Raw genomic sequence first — 23,325 nt, forward strand, 5'->3', positions numbered from 1 at the left:
CGTGTCCGTGATCGCGACCCGCTACAACGGGATGATCCACGACTTTGTCCTGCTGAACGGCATCCAGAGCGATCCCGAGCCCCAGGCCGCGATTCGGCAGATGTCGGCGGAGATCAAGGCACATCTCGCGCCTTGATCCAGCCTTGGAAGAGCAGGCGGCGACATTGTCGCCGCTTGCGGCGCCTTGACCGATCCCGAGCTTATGATTGCGGCGTACCGCTCACGTCCCAGTCGATCGAGTTGATCCCGAACGCAACGCTGCGAGGAGGTTGCGACGGCGTCGAAGACGAATGCGCCCGGAGTGGGCTCGCCCCCAGGATGCAGCGAGCCTCCGTACATCCCTTGATTTCGTGCGATGGCCGTGGTATTGGCGCCGTATGATCAAATCGTCGCGCCACTTCAACCGCAACCACATGACCCGCTTCGGCTGGGCCGTGGAAGGAGTCGCGCGCTAGGAATTCGACGACGACATCTTTTCACCAAGGCCCCGCCGGCATCGGACGGGGCCTTTTGTTTGGCCACGCTCCCTGCCGGCACAACAGCAGGAGCATCCGATGCCACCTCAACAGACGAACATCTCATCCGAGATTGAGCGCGATGCCGTGAGGCTTCGCCTCGACCTCTCCATCGTCTTGAGTCTGCTCAGGCGATATTGGTATGCGTTTCAGGAGCGGCGGCAGCGCCCACGGGGCGCCTTGCAGGAGCTGAGTGACAGGGAGCTGATGGATATCGGTTTGACGCGTGGCGAGATCGGCTACATCACGCCCGAGCGCGCTATCGACACACTGAGAGATCGCGCCACGGATCTTTGGAGGCGGGGCGTGATATAGGCCGTCAGAAGCGGAGTTACGCTTTGCGAACAAGCGGCAGTAGGAGTGCATTGCGGGACGAGATCGGCAACTATCGTGCCATCAACCGGCCCATTCTTCACAGGGAAATGACCGGGCTGCGGCGTTTTCGTCGCATCCCGCTCTGACAGGCGAGGCACCGGGCGAGTCTTCGCGGCCTGTGCATGCCTAAAGCCGTTTGCCTTGCCACTTTTTCCACGGCAATATGCCCACAAAACAACCATGAGGACGGGATAAGAAAATGGCGGCTCCCATCAAGTTCGGCGTTGGCCAAAGCGTGCTGCGCAAGGAGGATGACGCGCTCATCCGCGGCAAGGGCCGCTATACCGACGATTATGCGCCGCAAGCCGCGCTTCGCTGCCTGATGCTGCGCTCGCCGCACGCGCATGCCAAGTACACCATCGATGCGAGCCGGGCCCGCACGCTGCCGGGCGTTGCGCTGATCCTGACCGCCGATGATGTCAAGGATCTCGGCAATCTGCCCTGCCTGTTCAATCTCGAGACCGATCCGTTCACCGGCCCGCCTTATCCGATCCTCGCCAAGGACGAGGTGCGCCATGTCGGCGATTCCATCGCCTTCGTGGTCGCCGAGACCATCGACCAGGCCCGCGACGCGATCGAGGCGATCGAGGTCAAATGGAGCCCGCTGCCGGCCGTGACCGGCGTCGTCAACGCGGTCAAGAAGGGCGCGCCGCAGGTCTGGCCGGACAAGGCCGGCAACGTGCTGTTCGACGTCTCGATCGGCGACAAGGCGGCGACCGAAGCTGCCTTTGCGAAGGCGCATGCGGTCGCCGAAATCAACATCATCAATCCGCGCGTGGTCGCGAGCTTCATGGAGGCGCGCGCGGCCGTTTGCGAATACGACGCCAAGCGCGATCATCTGACGCTGACCGTCGGCAGCCAGGGCAGCCACCGCCTGCGCGACATCCTCTGCCAGAACGTGCTGAATATCCCCACGGAGAAGATGCGGGTGATCTGCCCCGACGTCGGCGGCGGTTTCGGCACCAAGCTGTTTCCGTACCGCGAATACGCCTTGATGGCGATCGCCGCGCGGCAGCTCAAGAAAGCGGTGAAATGGGCGGCCGACCGCACCGAGCACTTCATGGGCGACGCGCAGGGCCGCGACAACGTCACCACCGCCAAGATGGCGCTGGCCGAGGACGGCAAATTCCTCGCGATGGATTGCGACCTGATGGGCGACATGGGCGCGTATCTGTCGACCTTCGGCCCCTACATTCCGCATGGCGGCGCCGGCATGCTGCCGGGCCTCTACGATATCCAGGCCTTCCACTGCCGGGTGCGCACCATCTTCACCAACAGCGTGCCGGTCGATGCCTATCGCGGCGCGGGCCGACCCGAGGCCGCTTACGTCATCGAACGCCTCGTGGACGCCTGTGCGCGAAAACTCGACATGACGCCGGACGCCATCCGCCGCAAGAACTTCATTCCGCCGAAGGCGCTGCCCTACAAGACGGCCACGGGCAAGGTTTATGATTCCGGCGATTTCGCCGCGCATCTCAAGCGCGCCATGGAGATCGGCGAGTGGAAGGAGTTTCCGAAGCGCGCCAAGGCGGCCAAGAAGAATGGTCTGATCCGCGGCATTGGGCTGGCGAGCTATGTCGAGATCTGTGGCGTGATGGGCGAGGAGACCGCCAATGTGCGGCTCGATCCCAACGGCGACGTCACCGTTCTGATCGGCACACAGTCGAGCGGGCAGGGCCACCAGACGGCTTATGCGCAGATCGTCGCCGAGCAGTTCGGCCTGCCCCCGGAGCGCGTGCACGTGCGCCAGGGCGACACCGACGAGATCGCCACCGGGCTCGGCACCGGCGGCTCGGCCTCGATTCCGTCAGGCGGCGTCAGCGTCGAGCGCGCCACGCGCGAGCTCGGGCAAAAGCTGAAGGAGATCGCGGCGCAGGCGCTGGAAGCCAGTGCCGGCGACCTCGAGCTCTCCGACGGCGTGGTGCGGATTGCCGGCACCGACCGTTCGATGTCGTTCGCTGATCTCGCCAAGCGCGGGAGCGCCGATCCATCGAAGCTTAACGGCAGCGCGACCTTTGCCAGTGCCGACGGCACCTATCCGAACGGCACGCATCTGGCGGAAGTCGAGATTGATCCGGCGACCGGCATCATCAAGATCGTCAACTACGTGATCGTCGACGATTTCGGCAAGACGCTCAATCCGCTGCTTTTGGCGGGCCAGGTGCATGGCGGCGCCATGCAGGGCATCGGCCAGGCGCTGATGGAGCAGGTGGTCTACGGCGCCACTGACGGGCAACTGATCACCGCGACCTTCATGGACTACGCGCTGCCGCGCGCGGCGGATGGTCCGGACTTCGTGTTCGAGACCAGCAACGTTCCCTGCACGACCAATCCGCTGGGCGTGAAGGGGGCGGGCGAGGCCGGCGCGATCGGCTCCTGTCCGGCCGTCGTCAACGCCATCGTCGACGGGCTCTGGCGCGAATACAAGATCGACCACATCGACATGCCGGCCACCCCGGAGCGGGTGTGGATCGCCATCAACGAGCACCACCGCCGTCACAGCCTTTAAGCTCGAGCTCGACCAAATAATCCAAAGTGCGACGATCTATCGCCGCGCTTTGGATGGAATGAACTCTGCCAAACGGTGTTGGCCCAATGTGGGGTCAGCACGATCCTGTCTCGGAGAAAGGGATTTTGCGAATGAAGCGAGTGTTGGTTGTCGGGGGCGCGCTGCTGCTCGGCATGGGCGCGGTTTGGGCGCAGCAGGACTCCGTCAAGGAGGTCCAGGCCCTCATGAAGGGCAACGGCAAGAACGCCGGCGCGGTCGCGGCGATCGTCAAGGGCGAGAAGCCTTACGACCAGGCCACGGTGGACAGCGCGCTGGCGCAGTTCGCGGATACTGCCAAGAAGCTGCCGAACCTGTTCCCGGCGAGTGCAAAGGGCCAGAAGCCCGAGGGCGACTACAGCGCCTCGCCGAAGATCTGGGAGGACAAGGCCGGCTTCGACGCCAAGATCGCAAGCTTCGCCAAGGTCGTCGGCGAGGCCAGGGGCAAGATCAAGGACCTGGACTCGCTCAAGGCGACTTTTCCCGCGGTCGGCAAGGAATGCGGCGGCTGCCACGAGACCTTTCGTGTGAAGAACAGCTGACGCGAAGCCGGCAAAAAGCAAGGGCGGATGCGCGCAGCATCCGCCCTTTTTGCGTCGTGTGCGGGCGCCTCGGTTGACGAAGGCGAGCGTATTGCTCAGCCGGCTCCCGAAGCTTTTCGAGCGGCAGGCTTGCGAGCCTCTTTTTCGAGTAACCACCCCAAAGCCTTGGCTGGGTTCAACCAGCGCACCTCATCGATCTGTTCGGCGAGCGTCAGCGCGTGAACGGTCAGTACCTCAATGTCCTGAGGATCGACGTCAGCCTTTTCAAGCACGTGTATGCACCGGTTGATCGCCGCCAGATCGAGCTGAAGTTGCTCGACACTCGAGTGGTGATGGTTGGCCCCCACGACTTTCCATGGTCTTCTTGCGCGCACTTTTTTCTCCCCATACGCGGTCACGCCTTCGTGAGTGCCGTTTGTGGCGGCAACACGAAGATGGATGGACGGAATCGGGGATGTTTGCGGGCGGCCCGTCAAAGGTAGGGCCGCGGCGGGAGAGGCTCGGACCATTGCGTTGAGGTGCCTCGGTTACCGAGACATCGCTTCGTCGAACCACACCAAAGGCAAAATTTGTCTACGAGGCCTGGCTGATCGCTGTCGGGGCGCCGCGTATGAGCTTATCTTCAACCGCAGCCGCTGCGACGTTGACGAGTCGGATGCAGGCGCATCCGAGCCCTCTGCTTCGATCGCGGAGTTCCAATACGTGGCGAGAATCTGAATCCAAACAGCGAGACAGGCCATGGTCAAACCGTTCCCGTCGAAGACGCACATCGGCAACCATATGCTGCATCCGGAAACGCTAATGCTGACCTATGGCTATGATCCGCAATTGTCGGAAGGCGCCATCAAGCCGCCGGTGTTCCTGACCTCCACCTTCGTGTTCAAGACGGCCGATGATGGGCAGGACTTCTTCGATTTCGTCGCCGGCCGGCGCGAGCCGCCGGAAGGGATGGGCGCGGGGCTGGTCTATTCGCGCTTCAATCACCCGAACAGCGAAATCGTCGAGGACAGGCTCGCGATCTACGAGCGTACCGAAAGCTGCGCGCTGTTCTCATCCGGCATGGCGGCCATCGCAACCACGATCCTGGCGTTCGTCCGCCCCGGCGACGTCATCCTGCACTCCCAGCCGCTCTATGGCGGGACGGAAACCCTGCTGACGAACACGCTTGCGCGCCTGTCGATCGGTGCCGTCGGCTTCGCCGATGGTGTTGATGAAGCGGCGGTGAGCCAGGCCTCGGAGGAGGCCATGCGCAAGGGCCGGGTCTCGATGATTCTGATCGAAACTCCGGCCAACCCGACCAACGGGCTGGTCGACGTCGCGATGATGCGCCGTGTCGCCGAAGCCATCGGAAAGACCCAGGGACACATTCCGATCATCGCCTGCGACAATACGTTGCTCGGACCGGTGTTTCAGCGGCCGATCGAGCATGGTGCGGACATTTCCCTGTACTCGCTCACGAAATATGTCGGCGGTCATTCGGACCTGATCGCGGGTGCCGCGCTCGGCGCGAAGGCGATCGTGAAGGGCATCAAAGCGCTCCGGGGCGCGATCGGCACCCAGCTCGATCCGCATTCCTGCTGGATGATCAACCGCTCGCTCGAGACGCTGAGCCTGCGCATGGAGAAGGCCGACAGCAACGCGCGCCTCGTGGCGGACTATTTGCGTGATCACCCCAAGGTGGCCAGAGTCCACTATCTCGGCCATCTCGAGCAGGCTTCGCCGGCCGGGATGGTGTTCGCGCGGCAATGCCTGGGAGCGGGCTCCACCTTCTCGTTCGACATCGTCGGCGGCAAGGACGCGGCGGTGAAATTCCTCAACGCGCTGCAAATCCTCAAGCTGGCGGTGAGTCTTGGCGGAACGGAGTCGCTTGCGAGCCTGCCTGCAACCATGACCCATTCCGGCGTTCCCGCCGACATCCGCCGGAAAATCGGCGTCCTCGATTCCACGATCCGGCTGTCGATCGGCATCGAAAACCCGACGGACCTGATAGCCGACCTCGCGCAAGCGCTGAACGCGGCCTGAAGGCGCAGCCCCGACATTGCCGGGGCGTGCCCAATCAACGCAATGAGGTCGGCCGTGCCGCTCAGCGCGAATGGCTCACGATGTCTCGCGGGTCGATATCGCGGCTGGAGGCAACGTAGTCGATCTCGCCGCGCGTCGTGCCGATGTCCATCAGCTCCCGGTCACTCAAGCCGGACAACGTGCCGCGCAATCTCCGGCGATCGCGACGTGCCTGAAAGACATCCCAGTAGGTCCGGATCAGGCTGCGGAGATGCCGGGACGATATGGACGCCCGTTCCGGCCATATTGTACCTTGGATCAGGATCATTGCAGTACCTTCGGAGGGTGTTTTTCACCCCGAGAAGGTGCCCGAAGACCGCCGCGCGTGCTTGACCGACAGCTTACATTTTCCCTACCGGCAGCTTATTCTTGCGACGTCCAGCGGGCCAAAAAGCCCACCCCGGTCGCCCCGGAGGGCTCACCCAAGGGATTCGCACCGTGCGCTATCTCTTTGAGGAGTATGCATTCGACGCCGGTCGGCGAGAGCTGCATCGCGGAGCGGATCGGATCTCAGTTACGCCAAAGGTGTTTGATCTCCTCGATTACCTGATCCGCAACCGGGAGCGCGTCGTAGGCAAGGATGAACTCATCGATGCCGTTTGGCAGGGGCGCTGCGTGTCCGATGCTGCGGTGACGACCCGCCTCAACAGTGCGCGATGCGCGATCGGGGATTCTGGCGAAGAGCAGCGGCTGATCAGAACACTGCCACGCAGAGGTTTCCGCTTCGTGGGTCAGGTCCGGGAAACGCTCGCCGCCGAGGGCGCCGCGGCCGCCGACGGCGGAGCCGAGACGCCGAAACCAGGGCTCTCGCTTCCCGACAAACCCTCGATCGCGGTCCTCCCATTCGCCAACCTGTGCCCGGATCCGGAGCAGGACTATTTTGCCGACGGTATGGTCGAGGAGATCATTTCGGGACTGTCGCGTTCGAAGTCTCTTTTCGTCATCGCGCGACATTCGACTCTGGCCTACAAGGGCAGGGCGATCGATGTCAAACAGATCGGTCAGGAGCTGGGCGTTCGCTATGTGCTCGAAGGCAGTGTGCGCAAGGCCGGCAATCGGGTCCGAATTGCGGGCCAGTTGATCGACGCGGCGACAGGCCTGAATCTCTGGACGGACCGGTTTGACAGTGAGATCGAAGATCTTTTCGACCTGCAGGATCGGCTGACGAGCAGCGTGATCGGCGCAATCTCCCCGCAGCTGGAGCGCGCCGAAATCGAGCGCGCCCGACGCCAGCCGACCGACAACCTTCAGGCTTACGACTATTATCTTCGGGCATTTGCCTCCTTCTTCAAATTCACCGAGGAAGCAAGCATCGAGGCTATCGAGCTCGCAAAAACTGCCCGCGAGATCGATCCCGAATTCGCGCGTGCATACGCGCTCGGCGCCCGTTGCTATGTCCTGAGGAATGTTTTCGACTGGATCACTGATGAAGCCCATGAACGCAGTGAAGCCGCGCGGCTGGCGAGGCGAGCGGTTGAACTTGACAGGAATGATCCATCGGTACTTGCCATGGCCGGACATGCTCTCGCCCAGGTCCTCGGTGAGGTCGAGGAGGGCGAATCTCACCTGACGCGAGCGATAAAGCTGGATCCAAACCTCGTCATCGCACGGCATTGGAGCGGATGGGGCCAGCTCTGGCTTGGCCGCGGTGACGCCGCAGTCGAGCAGTTCAGTATTGCATTGCGTCTGAACCCGCTCCATCCGCATGGGAGCTGCAACGCCCAGACGGGTCTGGCTTACGCTTATTTCCTCGCCGGTCGCATTGAGGACGCCTTGTCCTGTGCTGCGTCAGCCGTCAGTCTGATCCCAATCTTTCCGCCTGCACTGTTCATTCTGGCAGCATGTCACGCCGCATTAGGCCACGTCGAGGAAGCGCGGCGGATTTGCGCCGACGCGATCAAGCTATCTCCCAACAAGCGCATCGCCAACTACACATCGCGAATGCGTCGACCGCAAGATGCCGAAAAGCTGACGCAAGCGCTCCGGGTTGCCGGCATGCCGGAATGAGCTTGCGTGGTCACCTCGTGGCGTGCGGAATCGAAAAGGCCGGACGCTCCCTCCGGCGCCCGGCCTTCGCGTACGAAGCAGCCTTGAGGCTTACTTCGTCACCTGGCCGCGGATCTCGCCGCCCGGATTGGCCGCGGTGTGGATGTTGACGTAGAGCTTGCCGGCGAGCAGGTCAGCAGCTTGCGCATCGGTCAGCGTCGCCGAGCCCTCGACCGGGCTGGAGGTCGCGTTCGGGATCGCGACCGCGACGCCGGCGTTCTTGCCGGCCTCGGCCGGCCCGTGGAAGTGGGCGGCCGTTGCCGGGCCGGACAGGCCGGAATAGGTGACCTTCCAGGACAGCTTCTTGCTGGCGGCATCATAGTCCAGATCGGCGGTTCCGGTGCCGCTGGTGGTGGTCGCGGGCACCTCGGACTTGCCGTCGAGCGTTGCTTTCAGCTTTTCGGCGCCGGCGGGGGCTGCAAAAGCTGCGGCGCCCAGCGCGACCATGGCGATGACGGTCTTGTTCATGACATTCTCCCTGAGACCTCGTTGGCCTGCCAACCTTCCAACATTGGCCGTTTCAGTTTATTCCCGTATCCGGCCGGGGCGGGCTAAATTCTTCGTGGCTGGAGCCGCGCGGACATCGGTCATAAGTTCGCGGCAAGCAATGAATGGATCTGCATGTTGCAACGAACAATTGCCGTGGCGCTGCTCGCCGCGGTCGCTGCTGCGGGCCTCTATTGGTGGCTCAGCGCGCCGGTGGTGGCGGCCGGCGCCGCCACAACGCCGGCCCATGTCCCCAATCTCGCCAATGGCGAGGTGATGTTCAACGCCGGTGGATGCGCGTCCTGCCATGCCGTCCCCGACCAGCCCGATCGCACCAGGCTCGGCGGCGGCGTCGCGATCAAGTCGCCGTTCGGAACGTTCTACGCGCCGAACATCTCCTCCGATCCGACCTACGGCATCGGCAAATGGACCGACGCCGATTTCGTCAACGCGGTCATGCACGGGGTCTCGCCGGACGGACAGCATTATTTTCCGGCGTTTCCCTACACGTCCTATCAGCACGCCAGGCGCGAGGATGTGCTCGACCTCTTCGCCTATCTGAAAACGCTGCCGCCCGTTGCAGGCAAGGTGCGTGACCACGACGTGCGCTTTCCGTTCGACATCCGGCGCAACATCGGCATCTGGAAATTCCTGTTTATGGACGGAAAGCCCTTCGTCGCCGACGGCACGAAGTCGCCGCAATGGAATCGCGGAGCGTATCTCGTCAACAGTTTCGGCCATTGCGCCGAATGCCACAGCCCGCGCAATGCGCTCGGCGGCATCATCTCTGGAGAGCGCTTTGCCGGCGGACCCAATCCGGAAGGCGAGGGCTGGGTACCCAACATCACACAGAAGCGTCTCGGCGAGTGGAGCGCGAAGGATATTGCCTATTTCCTCAAGACCGGCGAACTGCCCGACGGCGACAGCGTCGGCGGCGCGATGACGCGCGTGATCAAGAACACCTCGCAATTGCCGGACGAGGATCTCGCGGCCATGGCGGATTACATCAAATCGCTGCCGCCGGTGGACGGGCCGCCGCGGCCGAAACGCAAGGAAGCCAGCTAGTCTAGGGTATGTAGCGGAAGTACGCGGCTTTTTGGGGAGGCTCAGGGAAGCCCCGGATTTCAATTAGCCGTGGTGGAGGCTTGCCTTCCATAAGTAGTATCGCAAGGTCGTTTAGCACGTTTCGTGTCGTGGCGAACGTGTTGTGATTTAGCCCGAACAATTCATCTCCAATCAGACTGACATCAATCGTCCAAAGTCCAGGCAAAACAACTGGCCCGGCATCAGGTACATCTCCTGCGCGCGGGATACCTCCGGCAATACGCTTCGATAGCTGCAAGGCCTTGTCGTTCTTGGATGCGTAAAGTGTAAGCCCCTTAGTGACCTTTGCAACGCCGGAAATGTCTTGGACAAACATGTCTCGGTCCACATCGGGGGCGACCATAATCAACTGCGCGATAGCCGTGGGCGATCGTGTCGCGGCGCTATTTGATAGGGCCTCAACTGCGATCAAATTCCCCATACTGTGAGCTATCACATCGATATTGTCATATCCGGCTTTGTAAAGATCGTCGATCACGCGAAGAAAGGCCGTGCGCGAACCTAACGCGCTTTCTTTGTCATAGAGATAGTCCGCGATATCCCCGCGAGACGGCCATGAGAATAAGATTGTGGTGCCTCTGAACTGAAGATCCCAAGTTATCTGCGCTGCCCGGAGGACGGCGTCGCGGAATTTGGTATTGAAGCCATGGACAAACACGAGAGCCCTTTTCTTCTTCGTTGACGCCAGCGTTCTTATCCATTTCGCTTCGTCTGTTTTCTCGATGTTGCGAATAGTAAAATGCTTCGTTGGGTCAAGTGTGTCTTTTCTCAAGCTAAATCCGAAGAGCTTAAGGCTCGGGGGCAATTCTATGTTTCCGATGTGGTGTCCTTCAGGCACCCGGACGCGAACGATCCCGACACTCAGATCAGGGTTGCGCTCGCCTGTGTAGCCGCTGACAGCAGTCCAGCCGTTCAAGCTGTAGACAGGAGGTCCATCGCTTGTGAATGCGGGCTGGGGATGGCCTTCGATATCGGGGGAGTGTCTGACTGTTTGCGGTTCGTTGCATAGAAAAACTCAACGATACGTGTGTCGATTCCGGAGTCTTGAATCGCGCCGCCTTGGATATCCGGGTCTATCTTGGTGCCGCCGGGCTTGATGGTTGGCCTGACCGGGGCTGCTGTCACATCAAAAGGCGCGCGCCATGGCTCATCATCTGCCAGCGTGACGGGCCTAAACCTCTCGATAGAAATCCATTGAACTGAGTTGGAATCAGTGAGGAACTTCCAGTAACTCTCATACTGTGTGTTCTGAATCAAAAAAGTCACGCTATTTGGCCCGCGCTCGCGCTCCGATGCCGATAGGCAGCCTCGTAGCCGGTCCGAAAAGCGAGCGTATCTCCCAATGAAATTTTTGGCAGCTTCCGGCTGAACAATTGCCGGCATTCGCTCTGGGGCCTTCCGCGAAAACGCTTCGCAGATTTGAAGGACGTCTCGCTCGGCGACGATCGGTTGCGCGCAGCTGCTCCCGAAGCTCGTTGCCAAAGCAATTGACCAAACAGCCAAGTATTTTAACCAATGCTGGGGCACGGCACTCCCCTCAAAATGAAAATGCAAGAGACGCGAGCAGGGGTTCGTCGCGGAGTTTCGCTTCGTCCAGTGGGGGCTCCCGAGCGGCCCCGCTCGGTAGTATGCAGTCGTCGGACATCGGCTGTTGAGAGTTGGGAAGGTCGGGCCTCATTGCCGCGCTCCAGCAAAGGTATTGCAGCTCTTCACCAATCCAGTTGCGTAACCGACATCGAACCAATGATGGCGCTGCGCAGCGCTGCCATGAGTGAACGAGTCAGGCACTACGTACCCCAAGGCACTTTTCTGCAGGGTGTCGTTGCCTAGTGCTTCTGTCGTTCGAATTGCCGCTGCTATGTCGCTCGCGTTGATCTTCGCTTTCTCTTTAATCTTACGCGCCCAAATGCCGGCGAGACAATCGGCCTGCAACTCGAGAAGAACTTGTAACCGGTTTCTCTCCGCCTCCGTTTCCATGCTCCCTTGAAGCTCGCGCACTTTTGGCATAATTCCCAGCAAATTCTGAACGTGGTGTCCGATTTCGTGGGCTATCACATAGGCCTGAGGAAGTTGACAGTCGGCGCCGCTCGAATCGCAGGCGTGAAGTTCAGCCTGCATCTCTTGGAAGAACGAAAGGTCGAGGTAGACCTTCTGATCATCGGGACAATAGAATGGTCCCATGATCTTCTCGGCTAATCCGCAGGCTGCGTAGGTGGCGCTTGTGTACAGGACGAGACGGGGTGGCCGATAAGTCAGGCGATCGGATGCGAAGATTGCCTGCCAGACCTCCTCCGTGCTGCCCAGAACTCGCGAAACGAAGAGATACATCTTGTCGCGCGGCGCACCGGTCTGGTCGCCCGACTTCGCTGGAAGCTCAGCATAAAGCCACTCGGCTTGCGCGTCATGGCTACTCGTTGTTGCCGTAAATCCTTCGCCGAACAGGCGAGCCCGCACGAAGCTGCCAACTTCGATCTGTTCAGTTTGAGCCACGCCATGACGTTGGAGCGGCTGGACGGCTATTGGCTCGTGATAGCCGACCGTCATTTCCGTCGGAGGATCAAAGACAACTGAACCCGGACCAATCCTGTCGACTTGGTTACGGAGGATGGCAGCGGGGTCTATCGGTGCCGGGCGAACTGCCCAGGCTAAGCCGCCTGTGCAAAGCACCCAGACAGCAACTGCTATCGAAACAAGCGGTCCTTTGGGCATTGCCGGCCCCCGGCGCTCACGATCCGTGCGAAAAGAGCATTCCAGGGTTGTATGTTCAATGAAATTTCTCACACTTTGCGCGCGGCATAAGTGCACGCGATCGGGCCGCCGAATTGTTATTCCTCCGCGGACCTAAGCGCGTGGGCTACGATGCAAAGGCCCCAACCACTTGGAGACTATCCGTTTTTTGACCGGACATTGGCGCGATGTCGACGCGGCCGTCATCGATGAAGCGCGTTGAGCCTTGCCAGCGCGGGAGGGGCGAGCGCTGGATGATGTATGCGATGGTCAAAATCCGAAGAACTCACTTTGAGCACAATAGGTCCGCTGCGCTGTCCCGGAAGCGGACTTCCCATCCGGCCCTCTGTGAGTGCACGCCCTAGCTCGCCCCAAACGCCTTGAAGGTGATGATGGTGAGGGTGTCCTGGATGCCAGGCAGCACCTGCACCTTCTCGTTGATGAAGTGGCCGATGTCGGTGTCCTTGTCGACGTAGAACTTCACCAGCAAATCGTAATGGCCGGCCGTGGAGTAGATCTCGGAGGCGATCTCGGCTTCGGCAAGCGCATTGGCGACCGTGTAGGACTGGCCGAGCTTGCATTTGATCTGGACGAAAAAAGGAACCATTGCAGTCACTCCGAAGGCATATCTGGCGGCTAGAGCTATTTCCGTTCCGATGAAATCGGAACGGGGCTCTAGATTCTAGTTTTGACGCGTTTTCTTCACGCGAACCGGTATCCACTTCGCTCGAAAACGCTCTAATAGGCCAAAACCGGCCGGATTTAGCAAGCGAACTTGCGGGCCGCCGGGGTGCGCGCTAGGACGGGCGATGGCCTCAAAAACGTGGAAAATCGCCCCATGACGACGCCCGTGGCGCTCACCATCGCCGGCTCCGATTCGAGCGGCGGCGCCGGCATCCAGGCCGACCTGAAGACCTTTGCCGCGCTCGGCGTCTATGGCGCCTCCGCCATCACGGCCCTGACCGCGCAGAACACGCGCGGCGTCACCGGCATCCACGCGGTGCCCGCCGAATTCGTCACTGCGCAGATCGATGCCGTGTTTTCCGATCTCGAGGTCGGTGCGGTGAAGATCGGCATGGTGGCACAGGCCGCCAGCATCGATGCGATCGCGGCAGCCCTGTCGCGCTGGAAGCCTCGCCATATCGTGCTCGATCCCGTGATGGTCGCAACCTCCGGCGATCGGCTGCTCGCCTCGGAGGCGGTGGAAGCCCTGCGCAAGAAACTGATGCCGCTGGCGTCGGTGATCACGCCTAACCTGCCCGAGGCCGCGGCTCTGCTCGACGAGCCCGTCGCGACACGCGAGGCCGAGATCGAGAGCCAGGGGCGCCGGCTGCTGGCGCTGGGCTGCCGCGCGGTCCTGATCAAGGGCGGGCACGGCGAGGGCGCCGAAAGCATCGACTATCTCGTCAGCACCGAAGGAACGATCGCGCTCGCCGCGCCGCGCGTCGCCACCCAAAACACCCATGGCACCGGCTGCTCGCTGTCCTCGGCCGTCGCGGCGGGCCTCGCCAAGGGCGAGGTGCTCGAGCAGGCGGTGCGCAACGCCAAGGCCTGGATCAGCGCAGCGATCGCGGCCGCCGACCGCTTCAGCGTCGGCCACGGCCACGGGCCGATCCATCATTTCCACAAATTTTACTGATCCGGGCCGCGAGCGCACCGCCAGCGGCGCGCGGGACCGCTGCGGTTAACCTGTTCAGCCATCGGTTCCGGGGTCTTGCGGGGGCCGCTGCGGCGCCATGTCGCCTGATTGTCGCATGCGACTGATATTCGCGGGGAGGGCGAGGCAAGGTCTGATTCGTATTCGAGGGTGCCTCAAGGGTTCAATCTGTCATCCCCCTGTCACGGGACATTTGTTACAGGCTGGCGCATGGGAAGTTACGATGTGAGTGACGAGAGCCCGGAGCGGCGCTTTCGCACTTTGTTCATCTCCGACGTTCATCTCGGAGCCCGCGGTTCTCAAGCCGACCTGCTGCTCGACTTCCTGCGCTACCACGATGCCGATACGATCTATCTCGTCGGCGATATCGTCGACGGCTGGGCGCTGAAATCGAGCTGGCACTGGCCGCAATCGCATAACGACCTGGTCCAGAAGCTGCTGCGCAAGGCGCGCAAGGGCGCCAAGGTCATCTACATTCCCGGCAATCACGACGAGTTCCTGCGCAATTATTACGGCACGCATTTCGGCGGCATCGACGTCGTCGAGAACACCGTCCACACCGGCGTGGACGGCAAGCGCTATCTCGTCATCCACGGCGACATCTTCGATCTCGTGGTGCAGAACGCGCGCTGGCTCGCCCATCTCGGCGACAAGGCCTACGACTTCGCGATCCAGATGAATCGCTTCGTCAACTTCTTCCGGCGCATGTTCAAGGTGCCCTATTGGTCGCTGTCGCAATGGGCCAAGCAGAAGGTCAAGAACGCCGTCAACTACATCGGCGCGTTCGAGCAGGCGCTCGCCGCCGAGGCGCGGCGTCACGACGCCGACGGCGTGATCTGCGGCCACATCCACTATGCCGTGATCCGCGACGAAGCCGGCATCCGCTACATGAATTGCGGCGACTGGGTCGAGAGCTGCACGGCGCTGGTCGAGCATGACGACGGTCATTTCGAGATCATCACCTGGGCGGATCAGGCGCGGAAGCCGGTACAGGTTCCGCAGGTCGCAGCCAGAGCTGCATAGCAGAGGCCGCTTGATGCGCATCCTGGTCGCGACCGACGCCTGGCACCCGCAAGTCAACGGTGTGGTTCGGACGCTGACCAAGCTCGCAGACGCCGCCAAGGCGCTCGGCGTCGAGTTCACGTTCCTGACGCCGCAATCGTTCCGCACCTTCGCGATGCCGAGCTACCGCGACGTGCGGCTCGCGATGCCGCGTCCGGCGCGAATCGCGAAGCTGATCGAGGAGGCGCGCCCCGACAGCATCCACATTGCGACGGAGGGGCCGATCGGCCTGATGGTCCGCCGCTACTGCCGCCAGCGCAAGCTGCCGTTCACGTCCAGCTTCCACACCCGCTTTCCCGAATATGTCCGCGCCCGCGTGCCGGTTCCGGAATCCCTGATCTGGCGGGCGCTGCGCCGATTTCACGCGCCCAGCCGCGCCGTGATGGCGGCAACGCCGGCGCTGGCCCGCGAGCTTGGCGAGCGCGGTTTCGACAACGTCGTGCTGTGGCCGCGCGGCGTCGACACCAGCCTGTTCCACCCCCGCGGGATCGACCTCTGCCTGCCGGCGCCGGTGTTTCTCTCGGTCGGCCGGATCGCGGTGGAGAAGAACCTCGAGGCGTTTCTCGATCTCGATCTGCCCGGCACCAAGGTGATCGTCGGCGACGGCCCGGCGCGGGGCGCGCTGGAAGAAGCCTATCCGGATGCGATCTTCCTGGGCGAGAAGCACGGCGAGGCGCTGGCGGCAATCTATGCGGCGGCCGACGTGTTCGTGTTCCCCAGCAAGACCGACACGTTCGGCCTGGTCCTGCTGGAAGCGCTCGCCAGCGGCCTGCCGGTCGCGGCCTTCCCGGTGAAGGGCCCCCGCGACGTGATCGGCGATGCACCGGTCGGCGCCCTCGATCACGATCTGCGCAATGCCTGCTTCGCCGCGCTCGACGTGTCCCGGCAGGACTGCGTCGAATTCGCCGCCAATTACACCTGGGAGGCCTCGGCGAGGGCGTTTGTGGACAGCATCAAGGCGGTTGGCGCGGTGCTTCCAGGCAGGAATGGGGCGGAGCCGGTTAGTTTCGTAGCCTGAAAACCAAGGTTCATCGCGCGCAGGTGTCTTGCCCTGCGCCTCGTCCGGCGCGATAACATTGGACATGACCGAACAGCTCCTCCCGATCGGCCCTGCCGATATCGATGCAGCAGCGCGTGTGATCGCGCCCTTCGCCATCCGCACCCCGCTGTTGTCTTTTCCCGTGCTCAACGAGCGCGTCGGCGCAAAGGTCTTCCTGAAGCCGGAGATGCTCCAGCGCACCGGCTCCTTCAAGTTCCGCGGCGCCTTCAACAAGGTCGCCTCGATCCCGCAGGACAAGCGCGCCGGCGGCGTCGTCGCGTTCTCGTCCGGCAACCACGCCCAGGGCGTGGCGGCCGCGGCCAAGATCCTCGACATGCAGGCGACCATCGTGATGCCTGCGGATGCGCCGCTGTCGAAGCGCGAGCGCACCAAATCCTACGGCGCCGAGGTCGTGCTGTACGATCGCGATCGCGACGACCGCGAGGCGATCTCGCGCGGCATCGCCGAGAAGCGCGGCGCGACGCTGGTCAGGCCCTACGACGATCCGTTCGTGATCGCGGGGCAGGGCACCGCAGGTCGCGAGATCGCGGAGGACATGACTGCGCTCGGCCTCAGTCCCGACATCGTGGTGGCACCGGCCTCCGGCGGCGGCCTGATCGCGGGCGTCGCCACGGCGGTGAAGGCGCGCTATCCGCGAGCCGAGATCGTGGTGGCCGAACCCGAGGCGTTCGACGATCACGGCATTTCGCTGACCGCCGGCCACCGCGAGCCGCATGGGCCCGCGGGCCGCACCATCTGCGATGCGCTGATGGCGCTGATCCCCGGCGAGATGACCTTTGCGATCAACAGCAAGCTGTTGGCGCGCGGCGTGACTGCATCTGACAAGGAAGTCGGCGCGGCCGTGGGCTTCGCCTATCGCGAGTTGAAGCTCGTGGTCGAGCCGGGCGGTGCTGTCGGTCTTGCCGCGCTGCTCGCGGGGCGCCTCGACGTCGCCGGGAAGAACGTCGTCATCGTGCTCTCCGGCGGCAATGTGGATGCGGATCTGTTTGCCGAGCTGGTTGCTTAGGGTTCGGACCTTCTAACATGAGGAAGGGGGGGCAGAGCGTTGCCGCTCTGCCCCTTTGTCGTTTCGCTTGTGGCGATCAGCGCATGATGCCGCGGTGATTGTTGCCGCCGCCCATGGAGGGCGCCTGGTTCATCGACTGCCGGAAGTTGTTGCTGTTGCCGCCGTTGTTGACCACACGGTTGGTCGCATTGAACTGCGGGCGGTTGTTCTGCTGGTTGTTCTGGACCTGCACCTTGTTCACCGGGTTGTTGTTGAGCTTCACGATGCCGGTGTTGCCGTTGTTGACGCGGATCGGGTTGTTCTGCGTCTGAACGACCGGCTTCGTATCGACGGTCGTGCCACCCTTGCCGGCATTCACCGGCATGCTCACGATCTTGCCTGGCGTGCCTTTGGTCGTGCTGTTATTGTTGCTGCCGGCGTTCGGCGTATTGTTGGTCGCGGGCAGCGTCACGATCTTGCCGGTGCCGCCATTGGTGTTGGTCGTGTTGGTCGGTGCGGGCAGGGTGACGATCTTGCCCGGGGTCTGCGACGGCGTGCCGTTCGGCTGGTTGTTGCCCGCCGGCAGGTTGACGACCTGACCGCCATTGCCGAGCTTGCCGATGACGTTGCTGTCGATCGGCTTCTGCACGACCAGCAGATTACCATTCATCTGGCCACCGCCATTGCCCTGCTGCATCAGCGGCATGTATTTGGGCTGGCCGAGATTGCCGACCTTGAAGGTCGGGGCAATGTTCTGCGGCGCCAGGAACTTGGTCGCCTGCATCAGCGGGATCAGCTTCGGCTGGGCCTGCAGCTTCAGCGCGGATTGCGCATAGGGGCTGTTGCCGTAGCCGTCATAGAAGCTCTTGTAGCCGAGCGGGGAGTTTGCGAGCACCGCCTTGTGCCAGGCCTGCGTGATCAGCAGGTTGTTGAGCAGCCAGCGGATGTGGTCGCACAGCGGGTCGTGCGGGTACATCTGGATGAACTCCTGATAGTACTCCGGACGTCCCTCGGACACGACGTAGTCATAGGCCTGGCGCGTCGAGCGGCTCGGCAGGTTGGAGGCCATCTGCACGACAGGGGTGTTCACCGGCGCGCGAATGGCGGCAACAGCGGTGTCGCCGAAGAAGGTGAAGTCCGAGGTCAGCGATGAGCTTTCCCACGGGATCTGCGCGCCGCTGGTGCTCTGGTTCACTTCCAGGCGCACGCGCTTGAACAGCTGCTCGATCGGCACGTTGGGCTCGCGCGCGACGTTGAGGAAGGCCTGGGTGTAGGGGCTGTGGCCGTTGGTGCCGTCCTGTGCTTCCGCACCCGGCGCGGTCGAGTAGCCGACGATCGAGCCGTTCGGCGCATCGACGATGGCCAAGCCGCGGCCGGCGTCGTTGACATCAGGGAACGGATTGTTGCGGCAGGCATCGAGGATGACGATGCGCATACGGCTCGGGATCGTCTCCAGCGTCGACATCACGTCGACGAGGCGCACCGAGTTGCTCACGAGCTCGGTGGGGTTCGACACTTTCGCGTCCACGGGGACGAGATAGTTCTCGCCGGCGAGCTGCACGCCGTGACCGGCGTAGTAGACCATCGCGACAGTGTTCGGCCCCCGCGCGGAAACCTTGGCGGAAAAGTCCTGGACGACGCGGAGCATGTCGTTCTGGGTCAGGTCGGTCGCGGCAACCACCTCGAAGCCGGCGGAGTTCAGGAACTGCGCCATCGACTCCGCGTCATTGTCGGGGTTTTGGAGCTGCGGCGCGTTCTTGTAGTTGGAATTGCCGATCACCAGCGCCACGCGCTGTTCCGGGCCTTGCAGCGCGCTCGGGCCAGGCTGGACCGGGGCGACTTGCGCGGAAACAGGGCCGCAGGCGAAGCCGAACAGGCTTCCCACGAGGCTAGCCGTCATCAGGAAAGGCTTTAGGCGGAACATGGCGTGCTCCTCTGGCACTCATCTCGATGCGAGATTGGTTGCGGGGAAGCTTGGTCGCGTTCGAGCCCGTGGTCCGTGATCGCAATCACCATGGTAGGCTGCGTGATCTGAATCACGCTTTGGAACCTGCTATGGTGAACGGCCGATGACCGGCCGCGCCGGTTCGACCCGCGAAGATGCTTCCTGATCAGGAAGGGCGTGATCTGAACGGTCATCGCGCTTTAGGCTGCTGATTGAACATATCTCCGCGCTAGCCCCGCCCCATCAGATGAGCCGCCGAGCGCCAGGCGTGCTGCGACAGGGCTTCGAGGTTTCGCACCGCCTCGACACGAAGCAGGGCGGCGTCGGCGGTCAGGGTTCCATTGGCCACCGCACCGAGCGTCGCACTGCGATGGGTGCGCAGCATTTCGGCGAGCTGTGTCGTGCAACGCTCGAGTTCGGCGATCGCCTCGTCGGGCGGGTCGGCGCGCGGACCGGCCATGGCGTCGCCCGCACGCGAGGCGGGTAGCGATCCGTCCACGCGGGGCGGCGCCGCCACGCCGCGCGCAATCGCAGCCGCGCTACGCATGACTTCGGCACATAGCTCTCGGGCGCGGATGTCCTCCGGTCCGCCTGCCACCGAAGCGAAATTGTTTCCTCCACTTGCGAGGTCCGTCAGCCGGGACGCGTGGTCGAGGGCGTGCAGCGTGCTCGTCAGACGCTGTTGCTCGTCGTCGGTCTCAGGCGGTCCAGCTACATCCGACAGGAATATTTGTGCCTGGCGCACGGCATCGGCCGCCTCGTCTACGGATACGGCGTCCTTCCCCAGGCGTATCGATCCAGCGCGGCCGGCCAGTTTCGCCTCGATCGAACTGCACACCGTCAAGAGCACGCGCGCGATCGTGCGCCGAACCGCTTCCACCGCCACGATCGGAGTCTCAAGCGCCGAAGGATCGAGACATCGCGTCAGCGGCGAGCCGCGCTCGGGCAGAATCCGTTCGACCAGCCGCGTGAACGGGTTGATCAGGGGCAGCAGGACCGCGACGCCGACGACGTTGAAGGCCGTGTGGTAGCCGGCCAGTAGCGTGACGCCGTCGATCGTGTCAGCGGCGTGCAGCAGCAAGGGGGTTACTATGGGGAAAGCCACCAACGCGATGAGTGCGGCAATCAGCTTGAAAAGAACGTAGGCAATGGCCAGCCGCTTCGCGGTCGGGCTCGCGCCGATCGCGGCCAGGGCGGAACTCGTCGCTGTCCCGATGTTCTGGCCGATGATCAGGGCGCAGGCCTGGTCCAACCCGATCGCGCTCGCGAAATAGGCGGACAGGGTCACCGCGATTGCGGCCGTCGACGATTGCATCAGCGCTGTCATGACCAATCCGATCACGACCAGCGCCAGCACGCCGAAGAGGCCCGACCACCATGACACCCCGGGACTGCCGAGGACTGCGGGCAGGTCCGCCGGGTGCAATCGTTCAGCCAGCCCGCCCATGCCCTGCTGCAGGGTCGTCAAGCCGAACAGCACAAGTCCGAAGCCGGCGAGCGCGGCGCCGACCCCGGAGATTCGTCCCCTGCCGAGAAGCTTGGTCAGCGCGCCGACGAAGATCATCGGCAGCGCCGCGGCCGTGAGCGAGACGCGGACGCCGATCAGCGCGACCAGCCAGCCGGTCCCGGTGGTGCCGATATTCGCGCCGAAGACGAGGCTCAACCCTTGCTGGAAGGTCAAGAGGCCGGCGCTGACGAGACCGATCGTCGTCATGGTCGTTGCGCTGGAGGACTGCACCAGCAGCGTGACCACGGCCCCCAAAACGAGCCAAGCAGCGGCGTCGACGCAGCGTTGCCGAGCACAGTGCGTAGCGCAGAGCCGGCCAGCGTCTTCAGGCCCTCCGTCATCACGGTCATGCCGAGCAGGAAGAGACCTACCCCGCCGAGCGTCGAGATCGCCGTGGACATGTATGCTCCTTCCGACAGGGCACCACGAATGGCGAAGCAGACAGTACAGCAACGGAGTGCTGAACGGTCGGATCAATTATTGCACGATGGTCGGGCTTCCCGCGTTTCGGATGGGCGTGATCAGCCGGGGGACGCCATCAGATCGGTCCAGCCGCCCGATCGCCGCGCGCCAACGCGTGACGATTCCGCGAAAGCCCGCATGGCTGCGTGTGGGGGATATTGATCGAGGCGACGAAAAGTCTCGCACCCGAATTTGAATGGCCTTCTCGCAAGCGACTGTCTATGGTCGATACATGTCGCGCCTTATGTGTCTATTCATTGCTGTCGTCCTGTCGCTGCTACCCGCCATCGCGTCTGCTGCGTCATCTCAAAAACGCCCCAAGCCGGTCTGGCATGGTTACGGCTTCCTGCCGGGCTATCGCCAGCCGCTCAGCAACAGCATTCCGCTCTACAAGCAGAAGGAAGCGATGCGGCGCCTGTCGCGCAGCGATCGCCGCCATTGGTACATCGATCCGGTCCCTCAATATTACGGCTGGGACGGCGAATGGCGCTATTTCGGCCGGCCCGGCTTTGGCGGCGGCCGCTACAATGGCGGCAGCTTCGGGCCGTGCTGGACGCGGACCCCGATCGGCGCGGTGTGGAATTGCGGGTGACGCTGATCGTCACTGCCAACACTGATCTATCACCGTCACCCTGAGGTGCTCGCCGCTTCGGCGAGCCTCGAAGGGCGACGGCCCGGCTGCATCTCGGCCGTCCATCCTTCGAGCCTCTCCACACGATGCTGCGCATCGTGCGTCTCGCACCTCAGGATGACGGAGATAGAGTGGCGCTCGCTGTCAATCCCGTCATTGCGAGGAGCGAAGCGACGAAGCAATCCGGAATCCCCCCGCGGAAAGATTCTGGATTGCTTCGCTGCGCTCGCAATGACGATGTGGAGAGAGCGTGCGCTCTTACGAGAAGAACGCGATCTTCTCGGCCTGGGTCATGCGGCGGATTGGCGCCATGGGGTCGTTGGCCGCCGCGCGGGGCTTTTGCAGGATGCCGCTGGCGAGGATGGTGGCGCCGAGCGAGGGCTCGGGCAAGGAGGCGGACAAGGGCGAGGGCATCGGAAGCGTCGCGGTCGGCGCCGCGCCGAATGTCGCGGCGGCCGCCATGGCCGGGGCCGGCTGCTCCATCACTTCGGCGGCGGCCTCCGCAATGGCGTCGGTCAGGCGCGCGAGCGAGTCCATCGCGATCGGCGCGTCTTCGGCGGGCTCCTCCGCGACTGCGGTGGCGGCCGGCTCGGCTGCGACCGGCTCCGGAAGCTCTGCGGCAATGGGGGCTGCGACCTCCGCGGCCATCGGCTCCGGAATGGCCGCTGCCAGCTCGACCGGTTCGGTGATCTCGTCGAACTCCGGATCGGGCGCGGCCATTTCCAGCGCGATGGCCTCGAGTATGGCTTCGTCCTCGGCTTCCGCGGCGGCGTCGAGCGAGCCCCCGTCAGTCACCTCGGCGAACGCGGCGGTCTCTGCGATCTCCTCTTCGGGTTCGACCTGATTGCCGGCGACGAGCTCCGGCTCGGTCGCGACGTCCACTGCCTCCTCGCCAACGGCGTGTGCTTCGGCGGTGCTGGCCTCGACCGCTGCTTCAGGCGCGGGAGTCGCTGCGATGTCCTTCGGCGCTTCCGTAAAAGCCACGGGTGCTTCGGTGGCCATCGCGGCAGGCGCGGGATGCACCGCCGCTTGCGGCGCTGTGTCGCCGTCACCATCAAGCTGCTCGACCCGATCCCTGAGCAGATCGAATGCGGCCTTGAGCTCGACGCGGGGGTCGATGGTCGATAGCTGTCCGCAAGCCGCCTCGATGGAGGCGAGCTGCGAATCAATGAGATCGCAGATTCGCCCGTCGGCGCCGATCTCGCGCCAGCGCCAGGAGATCTCCTTGATGATGCGCACGCCGCGCGGAATCGGCGCGAGGCCGGCCTCGATCGCCGCGGGATCGAAGGCGGCGATCGCGATCGTCTCGGCCTCGCGGATGGCGCGGCGGATCTCGACCAGCGCCTTGGGCAGGCGATCCTCGACGACCGGTTGTCGCTGTGCCGCAAGGGTTTCTTCGATTTTCGCGACCGCATCGAGCACCATGCGGGTATCCGCATTGCGGTTGCGCTTGGCATATTCGCCGAGGAACCAGCGGCCGCGCGCGGTCTCCATGAAGGCTTCGCGGATCGCGTCGTAATCCTGCTCGTTCGGCTCGGCCGCACGGGCAGACATAGGCGAGAGGGCGAATGCTTCGTTGGCCATGACAATCTCGTCGCGCAAATCACTACGCGTT

Annotated in this window: 23 protein-coding genes; 12 read left to right on the forward strand and 11 right to left on the reverse strand. The window is 63.2% G+C overall.

The window, feature by feature from the left end; translation table 11 throughout:
- Window position 1: 1 nt before the first annotated feature.
- From BJ6T_RS49150 to BJ6T_RS18190, 4 genes are all read left to right on the forward strand, one after another.
- Window positions 2-136 carry a hypothetical protein gene (locus tag BJ6T_RS49150; protein ID WP_014493921.1) on the forward strand — a complete coding sequence of 45 codons (135 nt, stop codon included), beginning with the start codon at window positions 2-4 and terminating at the stop codon, window positions 134-136.
- Between the two features lie 418 nt (window positions 137-554).
- Window positions 555-830, forward strand: coding sequence for a YjiS-like domain-containing protein (locus BJ6T_RS18180; RefSeq protein WP_014493922.1), 276 nt, complete (start codon window positions 555-557; stop codon window positions 828-830).
- Between the two features lie 259 nt (window positions 831-1,089).
- Window positions 1,090-3,399, forward strand: coding sequence for a xanthine dehydrogenase family protein molybdopterin-binding subunit (locus BJ6T_RS18185; RefSeq protein WP_014493923.1), 2,310 nt, complete (start codon window positions 1,090-1,092; stop codon window positions 3,397-3,399).
- A gap of 131 nt (window positions 3,400-3,530) precedes the next feature.
- On the forward strand, window positions 3,531-3,977 hold the full coding sequence (locus tag BJ6T_RS18190; protein WP_014493924.1) for a c-type cytochrome: 447 nt from the start codon (window positions 3,531-3,533) through the stop codon (window positions 3,975-3,977).
- Window positions 3,978-4,072: 95 nt separating this feature from the next.
- On the opposite strand, the gene BJ6T_RS18195 is transcribed toward BJ6T_RS18190, so the two are convergent.
- On the reverse strand, window positions 4,073-4,351 hold the full coding sequence (locus BJ6T_RS18195; protein WP_141378592.1) for a hypothetical protein: 279 nt from the start codon (window positions 4,349-4,351) through the stop codon (window positions 4,073-4,075).
- A 364-nt stretch (window positions 4,352-4,715) separates the two neighbouring features.
- Between BJ6T_RS18195 and BJ6T_RS18205 the strand changes: the two genes are divergently transcribed.
- Window positions 4,716-5,999 carry a cystathionine gamma-synthase family protein gene (locus BJ6T_RS18205; RefSeq protein ID WP_014493926.1) on the forward strand — a complete coding sequence of 428 codons (1,284 nt, stop codon included), beginning with the start codon at window positions 4,716-4,718 and terminating at the stop codon, window positions 5,997-5,999.
- A gap of 61 nt (window positions 6,000-6,060) precedes the next feature.
- On the opposite strand, the gene BJ6T_RS18210 is transcribed toward BJ6T_RS18205, so the two are convergent.
- Window positions 6,061-6,306, reverse strand: coding sequence for a YjiS-like domain-containing protein (locus tag BJ6T_RS18210; RefSeq protein ID WP_014493927.1), 246 nt, complete (start codon window positions 6,304-6,306; stop codon window positions 6,061-6,063).
- A 170-nt stretch (window positions 6,307-6,476) separates the two neighbouring features.
- Between BJ6T_RS18210 and BJ6T_RS18215 the strand changes: the two genes are divergently transcribed.
- Entirely contained in the window at window positions 6,477-8,045 is a 1,569-nt protein-coding gene (locus BJ6T_RS18215; protein WP_014493928.1) for a winged helix-turn-helix domain-containing tetratricopeptide repeat protein, read from the forward strand.
- Window positions 8,046-8,135: 90 nt separating this feature from the next.
- Here BJ6T_RS18215 and BJ6T_RS18220 read toward each other — a convergent pair whose 3' ends face one another.
- Window positions 8,136-8,552 (reverse strand): CHRD domain-containing protein, encoded by a 417-nt coding sequence (locus tag BJ6T_RS18220; RefSeq protein WP_014493929.1) that lies wholly within the window; start codon window positions 8,550-8,552, stop codon window positions 8,136-8,138.
- 153 nt (window positions 8,553-8,705) lie between these two features.
- On the opposite strand from BJ6T_RS18220, the gene BJ6T_RS18225 reads away from it, so the two are divergent.
- Window positions 8,706-9,635, forward strand: coding sequence for a c-type cytochrome (locus BJ6T_RS18225; protein WP_028170562.1), 930 nt, complete (start codon window positions 8,706-8,708; stop codon window positions 9,633-9,635).
- Window position 9,636: 1 nt separating this feature from the next.
- Here the strand turns inward: BJ6T_RS18225 and BJ6T_RS18230 are convergent, their stop codons facing one another.
- The 4 genes from BJ6T_RS18230 to BJ6T_RS18245 all read right to left on the reverse strand — a co-directional run bounded on the left by BJ6T_RS18230 (window position 9,637) and on the right by BJ6T_RS18245 (window position 13,008).
- Window positions 9,637-10,446 (reverse strand): alpha/beta hydrolase, encoded by an 810-nt coding sequence (locus BJ6T_RS18230; RefSeq protein WP_210161782.1) that lies wholly within the window; start codon window positions 10,444-10,446, stop codon window positions 9,637-9,639.
- 140 nt (window positions 10,447-10,586) lie between these two features.
- Complete coding sequence (locus tag BJ6T_RS18235; protein ID WP_144038004.1) at window positions 10,587-11,201, reverse strand: hypothetical protein; 615 nt, start codon at window positions 11,199-11,201, stop codon at window positions 10,587-10,589.
- A gap of 147 nt (window positions 11,202-11,348) precedes the next feature.
- Window positions 11,349-12,383, reverse strand: a complete 1,035-nt coding sequence (ypfJ, locus tag BJ6T_RS18240; RefSeq protein WP_141378594.1) for a KPN_02809 family neutral zinc metallopeptidase — start codon at window positions 12,381-12,383, stop codon at window positions 11,349-11,351.
- Window positions 12,384-12,762: 379 nt separating this feature from the next.
- Window positions 12,763-13,008 carry an Lrp/AsnC ligand binding domain-containing protein gene (locus BJ6T_RS18245; protein WP_014493934.1) on the reverse strand — a complete coding sequence of 82 codons (246 nt, stop codon included), beginning with the start codon at window positions 13,006-13,008 and terminating at the stop codon, window positions 12,763-12,765.
- Window positions 13,009-13,239: 231 nt separating this feature from the next.
- Here BJ6T_RS18245 and thiD point away from each other — a divergent pair, with 231 nt between their 5' ends.
- The 4 genes from thiD (at window position 13,240) to BJ6T_RS18265 (ending at window position 17,186) form a co-directional block, all read left to right on the forward strand.
- Window positions 13,240-14,040: a bifunctional hydroxymethylpyrimidine kinase/phosphomethylpyrimidine kinase gene (gene thiD / locus BJ6T_RS18250; protein ID WP_028170563.1), complete on the forward strand. Its 801-nt coding sequence runs from the start codon at window positions 13,240-13,242 to the stop codon at window positions 14,038-14,040.
- A gap of 228 nt (window positions 14,041-14,268) precedes the next feature.
- Window positions 14,269-15,081: a UDP-2,3-diacylglucosamine diphosphatase gene (locus tag BJ6T_RS18255; protein WP_014493936.1), complete on the forward strand. Its 813-nt coding sequence runs from the start codon at window positions 14,269-14,271 to the stop codon at window positions 15,079-15,081.
- A 13-nt stretch (window positions 15,082-15,094) separates the two neighbouring features.
- A complete protein-coding gene (locus BJ6T_RS18260; RefSeq protein ID WP_014493937.1) occupies window positions 15,095-16,138 on the forward strand; it encodes a glycosyltransferase family 4 protein in 1,044 nt (347 codons plus the stop codon).
- Window positions 16,139-16,202: 64 nt separating this feature from the next.
- Window positions 16,203-17,186 carry a threonine/serine dehydratase family protein gene (locus tag BJ6T_RS18265; RefSeq protein WP_028170564.1) on the forward strand — a complete coding sequence of 328 codons (984 nt, stop codon included), beginning with the start codon at window positions 16,203-16,205 and terminating at the stop codon, window positions 17,184-17,186.
- A gap of 76 nt (window positions 17,187-17,262) precedes the next feature.
- Here the strand turns inward: BJ6T_RS18265 and BJ6T_RS18270 are convergent, their stop codons facing one another.
- The 3 genes from BJ6T_RS18270 to BJ6T_RS49385 form a co-directional block, all read right to left on the reverse strand.
- Window positions 17,263-19,089 carry a caspase family protein gene (locus BJ6T_RS18270; RefSeq protein ID WP_014493939.1) on the reverse strand — a complete coding sequence of 609 codons (1,827 nt, stop codon included), beginning with the start codon at window positions 19,087-19,089 and terminating at the stop codon, window positions 17,263-17,265.
- A gap of 250 nt (window positions 19,090-19,339) precedes the next feature.
- Window positions 19,340-20,824 carry a Na/Pi cotransporter family protein gene (locus BJ6T_RS18275; RefSeq protein ID WP_347336784.1) on the reverse strand — a complete coding sequence of 495 codons (1,485 nt, stop codon included), beginning with the start codon at window positions 20,822-20,824 and terminating at the stop codon, window positions 19,340-19,342.
- Entirely contained in the window at window positions 20,821-21,018 is a 198-nt protein-coding gene (locus tag BJ6T_RS49385; RefSeq protein ID WP_347336785.1) for a hypothetical protein, read from the reverse strand. The genes BJ6T_RS18275 and BJ6T_RS49385 overlap by 4 nt, the downstream gene beginning before the upstream one ends.
- Before the next feature lie 293 nt (window positions 21,019-21,311).
- Between BJ6T_RS49385 and BJ6T_RS18280 the strand changes: the two genes are divergently transcribed.
- Window positions 21,312-21,671: a hypothetical protein gene (locus tag BJ6T_RS18280; protein WP_039229249.1), complete on the forward strand. Its 360-nt coding sequence runs from the start codon at window positions 21,312-21,314 to the stop codon at window positions 21,669-21,671.
- 297 nt (window positions 21,672-21,968) lie between these two features.
- Here BJ6T_RS18280 and BJ6T_RS18285 read toward each other — a convergent pair whose 3' ends face one another.
- On the reverse strand, window positions 21,969-23,294 hold the full coding sequence (locus BJ6T_RS18285; protein ID WP_014493942.1) for a hypothetical protein: 1,326 nt from the start codon (window positions 23,292-23,294) through the stop codon (window positions 21,969-21,971).
- Between the last annotated feature and the right edge of the window lie 31 nt (window positions 23,295-23,325).

The organism is Bradyrhizobium japonicum USDA 6 (assembly GCF_000284375.1).
Lineage (GTDB): Bacteria > Pseudomonadota > Alphaproteobacteria > Rhizobiales > Xanthobacteraceae > Bradyrhizobium > Bradyrhizobium japonicum.